We start from the raw sequence: 13,615 nt of genomic DNA on the forward strand, positions 1-13,615 counted from the left end.
GTGTTCGCAATTAGACGATACGCATCTGCTAACACTGTTCGCAACTAGGCAGGTGCGGCATGCTGACAGGTATGACGCACACCGAATCCTCGTTGTGGTCGCGTGGCACGACGTCGCGGCCGGGACCGCGCCCGTCCTACACGCTCGATCAGCTCGCTGACGCCTGTGTGCGGCGCGCCGACGAGGGTGGGCTCCGTGCCGTGTCGATGCGCGGGGTGGCCGACGACCTCGGCACCGCCGCCGCCTCGCTGTATCGCTATGTCGACGGTAAAGACGACCTGATCGCCCTCATGGTCGATCGGGTCGCGGGGGAATACCGGTATCCGGAAGCGACCGGCGACGTCCGCGCCGACGTCCTCGCGCTGGCGCAGCAGTCCCGCGCGCTCCACCGCAGGCACCCGTGGCTGGTCGAGGCCACACCGTCGAGCATGGGCCCGAACTCGGTGCGCTACATGGACCGGATGGCGGGCGCGCTGGCGCCTGCCCGACTCGACGCGCGCGGCGTCATGATGGGTGTGGCGATGCTCTCGGGCTGGGGCGCGAGCTTCGCCGCCCAGGAATCCGCGGGCCTGTCCGCCGGCGATCTCGGCGGCGCGCTGGCGGCCTCGACCAGCGATCCCGCGCGCGACTATCCGAACCTGACCACGCTGTTCGGTGCGGCTCCCGGCGGGGCTAGCGCCTCGGTCGACAACGACGCGGTCTTCGTCGCCGGAGTCGATGCGCTGCTGTTCGGTATCCTGCCGCGCGAATAATCGCCTCACACGCCGAGAATGTGTCGATCAGACCGGCCACAGCCATACTCGCCTCGAGCATCGGGACTGGTCAGCCCAGCCGGAGTCGCCACCCTGAGACCTACATCGGGGCGAATCCGCCAGGGAGAACCGGTGCGGGAGAATGGCCAGGTGAGCACGCACCACGACCTCGACCGCGCTCTCGACCTTCGCGTATTGCCCCCGGTCGAGTGGCAGGCCGCCGCGCGCGCACACCGCGACCGGCTCGATCGGCTGGTCGGTCCCTACCTCGAGCGCCGCGCGGCGGGGACCACGCATCCGGTCGTGGATTTCTTGTTCACCTACTACGGCAACAAGCCCGCGCAGTTGCGGCGGTGGCATCCGGGGTTCGGGATCGGGCTGCGTGACGCGGGCGACTACCGGGGTGCGCGGGGATACCACGAGCTCGCGCATGATCGGGGGGTATTCACGGCCGATCCGGCCTATCTGGTCAAGCGGCGGGACACGATCGAGTTCGTGTCGAGGCTGCTCACCGCCACCGCGCGACGTCCTACACACCTGTCGTGCTTCGGACTGCACGAATGGGCCATGGTCTACCGCACCGACGAGGTGCGCCACCAGCAGGTTCCGCTGCGTCTGGGCCATGCGGGCACCGACGAAGTGGTGGAGTCGATGTCGTTGCGGTGCACGCATTTCGACGCGTTCAGGTTCTTCACCCCGGAGGCCGTGGGTCGCAATGCCGAACCGCTGACTCGCGCGGACCAGGTGGAACGGGAACAGCCCGGGTGTCTGCACGCCAACATGGATTTGTACAAGTGGGGATTCAAACTCGCCCCACTGATCTCCTCCGAACTACTCCTCGACTGCTTCGAACTCGCCTGCACCGCACGCGAACTCGACATGCGAGCCAGTCCGTATGACCTGTCCGATTTCGGCTACGAGCCGGTTCGCATCGAAACCCCTACCGGGCGAGCCGATTACGTGCGCGCCCAGGCCGCGATCGCCGAATCCGCCGACGCACTGCGCGGCCGCATGCGACTGGCCTGTGCCGAGTTGTCCTCGGCACAGGCCAGATCAGACGCTGCGGGCTAGCCTCGATCGTCGGAGACGATGCGGTCCTCGTCCTCGTCCGGGGCCGACGGCTCGTCCATCGCCGGTTCGGTGACCAACGCGAAATCGCCTTCGTGCAGTTCGGTGCCCTGGTCGACGGCGCCCTCGACCAGTTCGATGCCACGGTCCATCCGCAGAATCAGCGGGTCATCGCTCAGGTCCTTGTACAGCGACACGCACATCGCCACCATCACCACCAGGAACGGCAGCGACACCACCGTGGTCAAGGCCTGCAGGCCGGTGAGCGCTCCACCGAGATTGTCGGAATCGGCGATGGCCAGCATGATCGCGGCGACGGCGCCGGTCGCCGCGCCCCAGAAGATGACGATCCACTTCGACGGTTCGATGTTGCCGCGTTCGGACAGGGTGCCCATCACGATGGAGGCCGCGTCGGCGCCGGAGACAAAGAAGATCGCGACGAGGATCATCACGACCACCGTGGTCACCGAGGTGATCGGGTACTGGTCGAGCAGGTGGAACAGGGCGAAGTTGGAGTCGACAGAGCCGTCGGGTTCGGTGAGGTCACCGTTCTCCGTCTGCTCGAAGATGCCCGCTCCGCCGAAGATGGCGAACCACACCAGGCTGACCACGCTCGGCACCAGCAGCACGCCGGTGACGAACTGACGGATGGTGCGGCCGCGGCTGATCCGCGCGATGAACATGCCGACGAACGGTGTCCACGAGATCCACCAGGCCCAGTAGAAGATCGTCCAGCTCGACAGCCACGCCTGCATCTCCTCGTCGCCCGCACCGGTCCGCGAGGCCATGGTCGGCAGGGCCTCGATGTAGTCACCGATCGAGGTCGGCAGCATATTGAGGATGAACAGCGTCGGGCCCGCGATGAACACGAACGCCGCGATAGCCAGGGCCAGCACCATATTGATGTTGGACAGCCACTGGATGCCGCGTGCCACCCCGGAGACCGCCGACAGAACGAAGGCGACGGTCAGGGCCGAGATGATCGCCACCAGTCCGAGCTTGCCGATCCCGTCGATCCACCCGTTGAACTCCATGCCCGCGCCGATCTGGAGGGCGCCCAAGCCGAGGGAGGCGGCGGAACCGAACAGGGTCGCGAAGATCGCCATCATGTCGATGACACGACCACCGACACCGTCGGCATGGTGGCCGAGCAGCGGCCGGAACACCGAGGAGATCAACTGCGAGCGGCCTTTTCGGAATGTGCCGTAGGCGATGGCCAGGCCGGCGACGGCGTAGATCGCCCACGGGTGCAGTGTCCAGTGGAACAGCGTGGTGGCCATGGCGATCTCGGCGGCCGCCGGTGAGCCGGGCGCGGCGGTGTGCGGCGGCGGATTCACGAAGTGCGACAGCGGTTCCGCCACACCCCAGAACATCAGGCCGATACCCATGCCCGCGCTGAACATCATCGCGATCCACGACACGGTGCGGAATTCGGGTCGCTCGTCGTCGGCGCCCAGCGGGATCCGGCCGTAGCGGCTGACCGCCAGCCAGATCACGAAGACGACGAACGCTGTCGCGGTGAGCACGAACAACCAGCCGGTATTGGTGATGACCCACTTCTGCGCGGTGCTCGCCGCGGAGGCGAGACTCTCGTCGTCGAGGACGCCCCAGGCGACGAAGGCGAGTGCGCCGATCGCGGTGGCGCAGAAGATGAGCAGATCCAGCCTGGGCTTGCCCGGCGATCCACCGGCTACCACTCCGTCGGGCGGCGGTGCGGCGCCGGAACTTCCTACGACATCGTTCGACATGGATCCGAGTCCTCTCCGATCGCGGAAACTTCCCGCCTGTACAGACGCGCTTGTCGTGCAGAGCAACCGTACAGCGTATCGACGGCGGTCCGAGGCAAGCACGAGCCCCGCCTGAACCCTGTTCCCCGAAATACCCTTCGGCAACCATTCGTACGGCCTAATATTCGTGATGCGGCACAACTGTCTGAGCCAGTTGTGTTGTCCGCATCATTGATTCGGGAGGGGCAACGATGCCACCAGGTCCGCACACCGACCCACGACTCCACGCCGAACCCACGTCGGGGCCGAGCGATTCCGGGACGGGCCCACCACAGTCGATTCACCGGCGATATTCGCCGATGCGGTACGTGGCGGCGGCCGCGATCACCGCGCTCGTGGCGCTCGGACTGCCGTCGGGGGCGTCAGCGGATTTCGGCACCGACCTGACCGGCACGGTCCAGGAGTTCTTCGATGTGGGCCGAACGGCGGTGCCGCGCGCCGACTGTGGGCCCGGTTCGCTGCCGGAAACCGGATTGCAGGGCGATGTGCCCGCCGGTGACCGAGACAGTGGGCGCAGCACGCAGGGCTATCGCTGCAATATGTCGATGATCGGGGGCTACGGCGGCCGCGGAGCGGGCATCACCTCCACCAGTTTCGAGCACTGCGCCTACATGGGCACGTTCTTCCCCGGGAACATGCTCAGCGAGCACCCGGGCGTTCAGGTGCTCGATGTCTCCGATCCGGCGAATCCGCGACTGACCGCCACCCTCGCCGAACCGGCGATGCTGGCCGGGACCTGGGAGACGTTGAAGGTCAACACCACTCGCAAACTGCTCGTCGGGACGGGCGTACCGGTGGGCATCGGGGCCGGATACCTCTCGGTCTACGACATCTCCGATTGCGCGCATCCACGTCTGCTCAATCCGGGGACCGGCTCGAATCCGCTGATGCCGCTACCGATCACGACGCACGAGGGCGGCTTCTCCCCCGACGGGCGCACGTACTGGGCCTCGGGCCTGGTGCCCGGTTTCCTCAGCGCGATCGATCTCACCGATCCGGCGAATCCCCGGGTGATCTGGCAGGGGCTGACGGGAATCGAGGCACACGGACTCGGCGTGAGTCCCGACGGCGACCGGCTCTACATCTCCGCGCTCAGTGGCTTCACCGTGCTCGATGTGAGCGCCGTGCAGCGGCGCGACCCGAATCCGCAGGTGCCGCATCTCGGCCGGACGTTCTGGACCGACGGCTGGGCCACCCAGCACAGCGTGCCCGTGACCTATGACGGCGTGCCCCATCTGTTCACCGTCGACGAGGGCGGTTCCGGCGGAGTGAAACTCATCGACGTGTCCGACGACAGCGCGCCGCGCATCACCGCGAAGATCAAACTCGAGATCAACCTACCCGACAATATCGACGCCGGCGTCGGTTCCTCCATGGGCGGTTCGGCGTTCTCCTACGAATCGCACTACTGCGCCGCCGACCGTCCCGACAACCCGACCGCCCTGGCCTGCGGCTGGGTCTCCTCCGGTATCCGGGTGTTCGATGTCAGCGATCCCGGCGAGATCCGGGAGATCGCCTACTTCAATCCGCCTGCCCGCACCGGCCGTAACCTCGAGATCTGGAACTCGCCGCACGCCCTGGCCTCGATCATCGGCATTCCGGTGATGAGCGCGCCGGCGGCGCTGCGGTCGATGGCCGAAGGGCTGTTCGATCCGGCGCAGGTGCTCACCGCGCGGGCCGGCGACGTCGCGTTCGGCGACCTGTCCACCGACTGGTGCCTCTCCCCGCCGGAGTGGCGGGGCGATCAGCTCTATGTCACCTGCTCCGACAACGGGTTCATGGTGTTGCAGCTCGACAACGAGGTGTACACACCGCCCGCGAATCAGCAGTCCACGGTCGGGTCGTGACCGTGGGTCGGGTGATCAGGCTGGCGTTCGCCGGTGCGGCCGCGCTGTTCCTGCTGGCGCTGGGCGCGGCACTGCGACCACTCTTCGTCACCGAGACAGCTACGCCCGCACCGGTTCTCACCGCGACGGAGCTGGGCTTCGTCCAGGACATGACCGCCCACCACCAGCAGGCGCTCATCCTCACCGAACGTCTCGACCCGGCCGCCGATCCCACTGTGCGCAGACTGGCCGACCAGATCGCCGACACCCAGCGCGTGGAGATCGGCACGCTGCTGGGCTGGACCCAACTCGCCGGCGCGGCCCCCACCGCCGACGTCCCGATGACCTGGATGGCGCGAACCCACCAGCACTCGACCACCGGGCCGACCGCGATGCCCGGCATGGCGACCACCGCCGACCTCGACACCCTCGCCGCGGCCCGCGCGGCCGACGCCGAAATCCTGTTCCTGCAACTGATGTACCGCCACCACGCGGGCGGCATCACGATGGCCCGCGCCGCCGACACCCTGCTCGCCTCGGGCCCCGTGAAACAGGCCGCCCGCGCGATGGCCCAGTCCCAGAGTCAGGAAATGGGCTACCTCGGCATGCTCCTCGACCTGCGAGGCGCCCGACCCACCTCCTGATCGAGGTCGACGCGGCGCAGGCGCCGGTCAGGCGGGGTCGGCAAAATGGGCATTGAGAGCCGATTGGGTGAGTTGGGTGTCGCCGTAGGTGAACGTGCCGTGTTCGGCGAGCTCGGTCGCCGCGTCGAGGAGGTGGCGGTAGAGCAGGCGGGCGATGCTGCCGCCTACCGTGACCCGGCGCACGCCGAGGTCGGCGAGTTCGGCCATCGACAGCGCGCCACCGGTCAGCCCCATCACGACGTTGAGTGGGCCGTCGAGCGCCTCGACCAGGGTGGCGATCGTGGTGGCGTCGGCCGCGCCGGGGACGAAGGCGCAGTCGGCGCCCGCGGCGAGGTAGGAGTTGGCGCGGCGAACCGCCTCGTCGAGACCCGCGTCCACGAGCAGCGCGTCGGTGCGACCGACGAGTACGAACGGCTCACCGCTGGCAGCCACCGCCGCGCGCGCCGCGCGGACCCGGTCCACCGCGTGTACCTCGTCGAACAGCGGGGTGGTGCGGTCGCCGGTGAAGTCCTCGATGTTGCCGCCCGCCGCGCCGGCATCGATAGCGAGGGAGATCGTGGTCGCCACTTCCTGGGCGTCCGGCCCGTACCCCTCCTCGAGATCGGCGCTCACCGGCACCCGCACGGCACTGGTGATCTCGTGGATCCGCCGCATCATCGTCGAGCGATCCACGCGCCCGTGCGCACCGTGCTCGGTGAAGAAGTCGTGATCAGGACGACCGAAGGAGAACGCGACGCCCGCGCTGGTGGTGGCGATCGCCGGAAATCCCACCGACTCGAGAATCCGCGCGCTGCCCGCGTCCCAGGCATTCGGCAACAGGAAGCAGCCCGCGCGGTGTAGATCGACAAAAGCCTGCGCGCGTGTCCGCTGTTCGCTGTCCACGAGAGCTCCTGGGGCGAGTCGGGGTGTCCGTACCGGGTCCATTCTGCCCCGATTCACATCCCGTGCACCTCCGCTAGCGGTCGCCCAGGCGGCGGACCGCGTCGTCCATGTGTTCCACGAGAAGGGCGCGCGCACGCTCGGGTGAGCCGGTGCCGATCGCCTCGTGGAGTTCGACGTGTTCGCGGGCTTGTTCGCGCAGATCGGGGTAGGTGGTCTGGAGGGCGCCGAGGCACATGCGGGTTTCGATGAGCAGGGTGCGAGCGGCCCGGACGAGGCGCGGGCTGTTCGCGGCGGTGACGAGGGCTTCGTGGAAGGCCTGGTCGGCGTCGGAGACACCGGGCGCGTCACCGACTTCGGCGGCGAGACGCATGGCGGCGACGCTGGATTGCAGTGCGGCATAGGCGATCTCGCGGCGACCGTCGAGGATGAGGTCGAGCGCGCCGCCTTCCAGCGCGGTGCGGGCACGGTAGATGTCGACGACGTCGTCGGTGGTGAGTTCGATGACGAAGATGCCACGGTTGCGGATGCTGAACAGCAGGCCCTCCTGGACGAGGCGCTGCATGGCCTCACGCACCGGCCCGCGGGAGACGCCGAAACTGGTCGCCAGATCGGCCTCACCGAGTTGGGCGCCGGGACCGAGCGCACCGCGCATGATCGCCTCGCGCAGCCGGTCGGCGATCATCTCGGCGGTGGACTGCTGGTTGACCGGCTCGAAATCAATGATCGACATGCCGACTCCTCTCCGCGAACAACGCGCCGAGCGCGGGCACGAACGTCGTGACCCCGGCCAGTCGCAACCCTTCCCAGATGGTGACCTGGTTCGCCGTCAGCACCGGCTTGCCGAGCGCGGCTTCGAGTGTCGGAAGCACCTCGAGAGTATGCATGGCCGTATCCGGAATGAGCAGCGCCTGGGCGTCGGGATGGTCGTTGGTGACGGCCAGGGTCAGGACCTGGTCCGGTCCGAGGGTGCCGACCTCCGCGGCGGTATCGATACCCGCGCTCGACATCGACACCACCTCGATCCCCGCGTCGGCGAGGAACTCGACGAACAACGTCGCCACGTCCTCGGGGTAGCTCGCGACGACGGCGACCCGTCGCACACCGAGGGCCCGCGCCGCTTCGACGAACGCGAAACTCGTACTGGAGGCGGGCACTCCGGCCGCCTCGGCAAGGCGCTCGACCTGACCGCGAGCACCTTCGGGCCCATAGACGAAACTGCCCGAGGTGCAGGCCCAGACGACGACGGCCGGCGCCTCGGGGGCGAGCAACGCGGCGCCGTGGCTCAGCTTCTCCGGGCTGCCCAGGTCGAGCAGTTCGGGGACGGCGTGCAGGTCGGTGCCGTAGATGTGGGCCACCGGCAGGGCGGCGTCGAGCAGGGCCGCCGCGCGGGGATAGTCGTCTTCGGCGGCGTGGTCGGGGTAGATGAATCCGATTGTCGGCGTGTACATCTCGCTCCGTTCAGAAGACATTGACGAGCCACTTCCCCGGGCAGAGTGTCGCGTCCTCATTCGTTCAGAAGACATTGACGAGCCATTTCCCTGGACCCATCATGGGCAGTTTCATCCGGCCGAGGCAGGCCCACATGGTCAGTTGATTGGCGGTGAGGACGGGTTTGCCGAGCGCCTGTTCGAGCGGCTCGATCACGTCGTAGGTCGGCAGGTTGGTACAGCTGACGAAGATCGCTTCCGAGCGGGGATCGTCGGCGCCGAGAATCCGCTCGGCGATGGTGCGGTAGTTGACCTTCCAGATACCGCCGCCGAGCCCGAGGTGATCGGACTTGATCGTGGCGCAACCCGCTTCGTCGAGGAACTCGTGCAGCTTGCCGGTGAGGATCTCGTCGTAGGGCGTGATCACCGACATGCGGGTGATGTTGAGGTGTTTGATCGCTTCCACCAGGGCGCCGGAGGTGGTCACCGCGTCGGGTGCGCCTGCCAGGCAGATCGTTTCCCGCAGCGACCGTTCGTAGGCGAGGCCGTTGATGAAGCTGCCCGACGTACACAGGTAGGCCACGACTTCCGGCTCCACGTGCAGCACATCGTGCGTCGCCGCGGTGAGGTGCAGCGGATTGGACACCAGTTCGGCCATGGCCAGCGACACCGGCACCGGTTCATAGGGGGTGCGAGCCAGGTGCAGACTCACCTCGAGAGGGGCCCACCGCCATAATTCCCGTTCGAGGGCAAGGTCGAACGGCGCGATCACGCCGATGCCTCGTTGGGCCACCGGCCCCTCGATGTCCGGGAAGCTGAACTCCACTGCGGCCCCTCTCGCGCTCAGCCGGGCAGACCTCCGAACACGATCGGATTGTTGACAATCATACGATCTGATCGTACGGTGTCAATGTGGAAAACGGGCCGATTGTCACCGTCCTACATCGTGACAGCGTGCCCGAATCGGACCTCATGGCCCCCGTTGCCGAGCGCGCCGACGTGCGCTACACCGAGGCCGACGGGCTCGCCGACGCGCTACGCGGCGCCGATGTGCTGTTCGTCTACGACTTCCAGACTCGCGCCGTGCCCGGTGCCTGGCACAGCGCCGATCGCCTGCGCTGGCTGCACATGGGCGGCGTCGGCGTGGATCCGGTGATGTTCCCCCAACTGCGCGCCTCCGATGTGGTGGTCACCAATACCCGCAATGTCTTCGACACGGCGATCGCCGAATATGTTCTCGGACAGATCATTTCGTTCGCCAAGGATCTCCCCGGATCGATCCGGCTGCAGCAGCGGCACGAGTGGCGCCACCGCGAATCCGAGCGCGTGGCCGGGTCGACGGCGCTGATCGTCGGCACCGGTTCGATCGGCCGGACCATCGCGCGATTGTTGCGCGCCACCGGGATGACGGTGCGCGCTGTCGGGCGGCGCGCCCGCACCGGCGACCCGGATTTCGGCACCGTCAGCGACGATCTGCACGCCGAACTGCCCGGTGCCGACTATGTGATCGCGATCGCGCCACTCACCGCGCAGACCAGGCACATGTTCGACGCCGCCGCGTTCGCGGCGATGAAACCGCACGCGAGGTTTGTCAATGTCGGGCGTGGGGAACTAGTGGTTACCGACGATCTCGTCGCCGCGCTCGGCAACGGTTCGATCGCCGCGGCCGCACTGGACGTGGTCGACCCGGAGCCGCTACCTGCCGGTCATCCGCTGTGGGATCTGCCGAACGTGGTGCTCACGCCACACAATTCGGGCGATTTCCACGGCTGGCGCACCGAGATCGTCCGCGCATTCACCGACAATTTCGGCAGGTGGGCAGCCGGTCTGCCGCTGGACAACGTTGTCGACAAGACGCTCGGGTACGTGCCCGGCTGAAGGAGCCCCGCCATGACGCAGCCCGACCTCGACCTTCCCACCGATCCCACCGCGATGACCGCGGTGCAGCTGGTCTCGGCCTACGCGGCCAGGCAGCTCTCCCCCGTCGAGGCCACGCAAGCCTGCCTGGACGCCATCGCCGCCCGCGACGGCGCGCTCAACGCCTTCTGCCTCGTCGATCCGGATCGGGCGTTGGTGCAGGCCAAGGACTCCGAGGCGCGCTGGCAGTCCGGCAATCCGCGCGGGTTACTCGACGGTGTGCCGATCTCCATCAAGGACATCTTCCTCACCGAGGGGTGGCCGACTCTGCGCGGTTCCACCTGTGTCGACGCGGGCGGGCCGTGGTCGGTGGACAGTCCGGTCGCCGCTCGGCTGCGCGAGGACGGGATGGTGTTCGTCGGGAAGACGACCACGCCGGAGATCGCCTGGAAGGGGGTCACCGACAGTCCGCTGACCGGAATCACCCGCAATCCCGCCGACCCCACGACGACGGCGGGCGGGTCGTCCGGGGGCAGCGCGGCAGCGGTCGCGGGCGGGATGACGCCGGTATCGGTCGGCACCGACGGGGGCGGCAGCATCCGGATTCCGGCCTCGTTCTGCGGGATCGTCGGTTTCAAACCCACGCACGGCCGGATTCCGCTCTACCCGGCCAGCCCGTTCGGCCCTCTGGCCCACGCCGGGCCGATGACGCACACCGTCGAGGACGCGGCGCTGCTGATGGACATCCTCTCGCTGCCCGATCCGCGTGATCCGACGGCGCTGGCGCCCACTCTCACGACTTTCCGCAGTCAGATCCAGCGGGATGTGCGCGGGCTGTCGGTCGGCTACTCCGCCACGCTCGGGTACGCCCAGGTCGATCCCGAGGTCGCCGAGATCGTCGAGCGCGCGGTGGCGCGATTGGCCGAGGCCGATCTGACCATCGACGCCGTCGATCCCGGATTCGCCGACCCGCGTGCGGCTTTCGAAACGCTGTGGGCCGCGGGTGCGGCGACCATGCTGTCGAAGTTCCCGACCGGCTCCCGCGAGAAGGTGGATGCCGGTTTGGGTGCGGCGTGGGCTCGCGGTGAATCCGTCAGCGCCGTCGACTATCTCGACGCCCGCCACGTCGCCGCCGAGGTCGGCATCACGATGGGCAACTTCCACCTGTCCTACGACGTGCTGATCACCCCGACGATGCCGATCACCGCGTTCGAGGCCGGACACGATGTGCCGCCGGGCAGCGGGCTCGACGGCTGGCCCGATTGGACCCCGTTCACCTACCCGTTCAACATGACGCAGCAGCCCGCCATCAGCATCCCGGTCGGCCGGACTCGTGCCGGGTTGCCGGTGGGCATACAGATCGTCGGACCACGGCATTCCGACGACTTGATTCTCGCGGTCGCCAGACATGCCGAGTCCGTACTGAACTCCTGAGTTGTCGCCGCGACGCCGCCGGATCGTGCCGACGGCGTCGCGGCGACTATGCCGAAGGCCTGCCCCGGTGTCTGTTCACGCGCGGGCGAAAGCCAACGTCTCGCCCTCGACGCCGCGCAACCACAGCCCGTTGCAGGCTGCCGCCAAGTCCGCGAGGCCGTCCTCGATGGAGGCGAAGACGCTGCCGGGCACCCAGCCGAGGTCGCCGTTGATCAACAGGTTGTTGCGACCGTAGAACAGGGCCAGGTCGGTGGCGCCCTGGGCGTGATGGGCGGCGGAGCCTGGTTCGTAGCCGTAGGCGGGGTTGCCGATTTCCCACGGTTCGAAGTCGAAGAGGCAGACGTCGCCGGGAATCGGAGTGACCGTGGGGTTCTCGCGATGTGGCGCCGCGATGATGCGCGGCACCAGCGTGTAGACCTCGTTGCGGGCGTACTTGGCGTGGAAGGCGTCGCCCTCCTGGGGCAGCGCATCCCAGACGGCGGCACACGTGAGCGGGGCTTCGTCGTCGAGGAGGCGAGCGCGGCAGGTGACGCCGGCTTTGGTGAGGGTGATGCTCATGTAGCGGGCCATCGGTCCTGCTTCCTGTGCGGTGCGAGCGGAGCTGCGTCGGCGCGTGGTCCCGCTCGATGCGCGAGCGGGACCACGATGGACTACAGCTCGGCGAGGACCTCCGACCAGATGGCCAGGGCGTCCTCGACCTGACTGTCGGTGACGATCAGCGGCGGGATCATGCGCACGACATTCATGTGCGCGCCGCAGGTGAGCAGCAGCAGTCCTTTGTCCACGGCCGACTTCTGCGCGGCCGTCGCGGTCGCGGTATCGGGTTCCCCTGTCGCCGTAGTGAATTCGGCGCCGACCAGCAGACCGAGACCGCGGACGTCACCGACCGCCTTGGTGGCGAGCCCTCGGACACCGGCGAGCAACTGCGTGCCGCGCATGGCGGCGTTGTCGACCAGCCCCTCGGTCTGGATGACCTCGAGAGTCGCCACGGCGGCGGCACAGGCCACCGCGTTTCCGCCGTATGTCCCGCCCTGGGACCCCGGCCAGGCCTTCGCCATCAATTCCCGCGACGCCGCGATGCCCGACAGCGGGAACCCGCTGGCCAGCCCCTTGGCGATGGTGATCACGTCGGGGCGCACGTCGAAGTGCTGGTGGCCGAAGAACTTTCCGGTCCGGCCGAATCCGGTTTGGATCTCGTCGAAGACCAGCAGGATCCCGTGCCGGTCGGCGCGCTCGCGCAGGCCCTGGAAGAACCGGGTGTTGCCGGGGATGTAGCCGCCCTCGCCGAGCACCGGTTCGACGATGAACGCGGCGGTTTCCGCGGGCGAGGTGAGGGTGGCGAGCAGATAGTCGAGCTCACGCAGGGCGAAGTCGGTGGCTTCCGCCTCGCTCCAGCCGTAGCGGAAAGCGGTCGGGAACGGGGCCACGTGCACACCCGACATCAGCGGGCTGAAGCCCGCCGAGAACCGGGTCCCCGAGGTGGTCATGGTCGCGGCGGCGACGGTACGGCCGTGGAAACCGCCGTGGAAGACGATCACGTTCGGCCGTCCGGTGGCCTGGCGGACCAGGCGCAACGCTGCCTCGACCGCCTCGCTGCCGGAGTTGGCGAAGAACAGCGCGTCCAGGCCCTCGGGCAGCACGGTGCCGAGGCGCTCGGTGAGTTCGAGCAGCGGCCGGTGCAGCACCGTCGTGTACTGCCCGTGGATCAGCTTGGCGACCTGGGCTTGCGCGGCCGCCACCACGGTGGGATGGCAGTGCCCGGTGCTGGTGACGCCGATCCCGGCGGTGAAGTCCAGGTAGCGGCGACCGTCGGTGTCGTAGAGGTAGCAGCCTGCGCCGTGATCGACGTGAACGGGCGTGGCCTGCTTCAGGACGGGAGACAGCTCGGTCATCAAGGACTCCCCAGATTGTCTATTGTCGGATTGTTGACAATATGCA

At 68.0% G+C, this 13,615-nt stretch carries 13 protein-coding genes; 6 read left to right on the top strand and 7 right to left on the bottom strand.

The window, feature by feature from the left end:
- Positions 1–71: 71 nt before the first annotated feature.
- Both QX204_RS19490 and QX204_RS19495 read left to right on the top strand, forming a co-directional pair.
- A complete protein-coding gene (locus QX204_RS19490; protein ID WP_301901261.1) occupies positions 72–752 on the top strand; it encodes a TetR/AcrR family transcriptional regulator in 681 nt (226 codons plus the stop codon).
- Between the two features lie 195 nt (positions 753–947).
- Positions 948–1,823, top strand: coding sequence for a 3-methyladenine DNA glycosylase (locus QX204_RS19495; RefSeq protein WP_301908042.1), 876 nt, complete (start codon positions 948–950; stop codon positions 1,821–1,823).
- On the opposite strand, the gene QX204_RS19500 is transcribed toward QX204_RS19495, so the two are convergent.
- On the bottom strand, positions 1,820–3,568 hold the full coding sequence (locus tag QX204_RS19500) for a BCCT family transporter (protein ID WP_301901263.1): 1,749 nt from the start codon (positions 3,566–3,568) through the stop codon (positions 1,820–1,822). The genes QX204_RS19495 and QX204_RS19500 overlap by 4 nt on opposite strands.
- Before the next feature lie 338 nt (positions 3,569–3,906).
- On the opposite strand from QX204_RS19500, the gene QX204_RS19505 reads away from it, so the two are divergent.
- Both QX204_RS19505 and QX204_RS19510 read left to right on the top strand, forming a co-directional pair.
- Positions 3,907–5,454 carry an LVIVD repeat-containing protein gene (locus QX204_RS19505; RefSeq protein ID WP_301901265.1) on the top strand — a complete coding sequence of 516 codons (1,548 nt, stop codon included), beginning with the start codon at positions 3,907–3,909 and terminating at the stop codon, positions 5,452–5,454.
- Entirely contained in the window at positions 5,451–6,077 is a 627-nt protein-coding gene (locus QX204_RS19510; protein WP_301901266.1) for a DUF305 domain-containing protein, read from the top strand. Before QX204_RS19505 ends, QX204_RS19510 begins: the two co-directional genes overlap by 4 nt.
- Before the next feature lie 27 nt (positions 6,078–6,104).
- Here the strand turns inward: QX204_RS19510 and QX204_RS19515 are convergent, their stop codons facing one another.
- The 4 genes from QX204_RS19515 to QX204_RS19530 form a co-directional block, all read right to left on the bottom strand.
- Positions 6,105–6,959, bottom strand: a complete 855-nt coding sequence (locus QX204_RS19515; RefSeq protein WP_301901267.1) for an isocitrate lyase/PEP mutase family protein — start codon at positions 6,957–6,959, stop codon at positions 6,105–6,107.
- A gap of 73 nt (positions 6,960–7,032) precedes the next feature.
- On the bottom strand, positions 7,033–7,689 hold the full coding sequence (locus QX204_RS19520) for a GntR family transcriptional regulator (protein ID WP_056810261.1): 657 nt from the start codon (positions 7,687–7,689) through the stop codon (positions 7,033–7,035).
- Entirely contained in the window at positions 7,676–8,407 is a 732-nt protein-coding gene (locus QX204_RS19525) for a maleate cis-trans isomerase family protein (RefSeq protein WP_301908043.1), read from the bottom strand. Before QX204_RS19525 ends, QX204_RS19520 begins: the two co-directional genes overlap by 14 nt.
- 64 nt (positions 8,408–8,471) lie before the next feature.
- Positions 8,472–9,212 (bottom strand): maleate cis-trans isomerase family protein, encoded by a 741-nt coding sequence (locus QX204_RS19530; RefSeq protein WP_301901270.1) that lies wholly within the window; start codon positions 9,210–9,212, stop codon positions 8,472–8,474.
- Positions 9,213–9,298: 86 nt separating this feature from the next.
- Here QX204_RS19530 and QX204_RS19535 point away from each other — a divergent pair, with 86 nt between their 5' ends.
- Together QX204_RS19535 and QX204_RS19540 are read left to right on the top strand one after the other, a co-directional pair.
- Complete coding sequence (locus QX204_RS19535) at positions 9,299–10,264, top strand: D-2-hydroxyacid dehydrogenase (RefSeq protein WP_301901271.1); 966 nt, start codon at positions 9,299–9,301, stop codon at positions 10,262–10,264.
- Positions 10,265–10,276: 12 nt separating this feature from the next.
- Positions 10,277–11,677 carry an amidase gene (locus QX204_RS19540; RefSeq protein ID WP_301901273.1) on the top strand — a complete coding sequence of 467 codons (1,401 nt, stop codon included), beginning with the start codon at positions 10,277–10,279 and terminating at the stop codon, positions 11,675–11,677.
- A 75-nt stretch (positions 11,678–11,752) separates the two neighbouring features.
- On the opposite strand, the gene QX204_RS19545 is transcribed toward QX204_RS19540, so the two are convergent.
- Together QX204_RS19545 and QX204_RS19550 are read right to left on the bottom strand one after the other, a co-directional pair.
- Entirely contained in the window at positions 11,753–12,247 is a 495-nt protein-coding gene (locus QX204_RS19545; protein WP_301901274.1) for a DUF3830 family protein, read from the bottom strand.
- An 80-nt stretch (positions 12,248–12,327) separates the two neighbouring features.
- Positions 12,328–13,569 carry an aspartate aminotransferase family protein gene (locus QX204_RS19550; RefSeq protein WP_301901275.1) on the bottom strand — a complete coding sequence of 414 codons (1,242 nt, stop codon included), beginning with the start codon at positions 13,567–13,569 and terminating at the stop codon, positions 12,328–12,330.
- Positions 13,570–13,615 lie beyond the last annotated feature (46 nt).

The sequence above is a fragment of the Nocardia sp. PE-7 genome, assembly GCF_030486425.1.
Taxonomy (GTDB): domain Bacteria; phylum Actinomycetota; class Actinomycetes; order Mycobacteriales; family Mycobacteriaceae; genus Nocardia; species Nocardia salmonicida_A.

Bases quoted from the DNA above. Each gene is read 5' to 3' on its own strand.
- QX204_RS19505 (WP_301901265.1), top strand. From the start codon at position 3,907: ATGCGGTACGTGGCGGCGGCCGCGATCACCGCGCTCGTGGCGCTCGGA.
- QX204_RS19500 (WP_301901263.1), bottom strand. From the start codon at position 3,568: ATGTCGAACGATGTCGTAGGAAGTTCCGGCGCCGCACCGCCGCCCGAC.
- QX204_RS19550 (WP_301901275.1), bottom strand. From the start codon at position 13,569: ATGACCGAGCTGTCTCCCGTCCTGAAGCAGGCCACGCCCGTTCACGTC.
- QX204_RS19520 (WP_056810261.1), bottom strand. From the start codon at position 7,689: ATGTCGATCATTGATTTCGAGCCGGTCAACCAGCAGTCCACCGCCGAG.
- QX204_RS19490 (WP_301901261.1), top strand. From the start codon at position 72: ATGACGCACACCGAATCCTCGTTGTGGTCGCGTGGCACGACGTCGCGG.
- QX204_RS19545 (WP_301901274.1), bottom strand. From the start codon at position 12,247: ATGGCCCGCTACATGAGCATCACCCTCACCAAAGCCGGCGTCACCTGC.
- QX204_RS19540 (WP_301901273.1), top strand. From the start codon at position 10,277: ATGACGCAGCCCGACCTCGACCTTCCCACCGATCCCACCGCGATGACC.
- QX204_RS19525 (WP_301908043.1), bottom strand. From the start codon at position 8,407: ATGTACACGCCGACAATCGGATTCATCTACCCCGACCACGCCGCCGAA.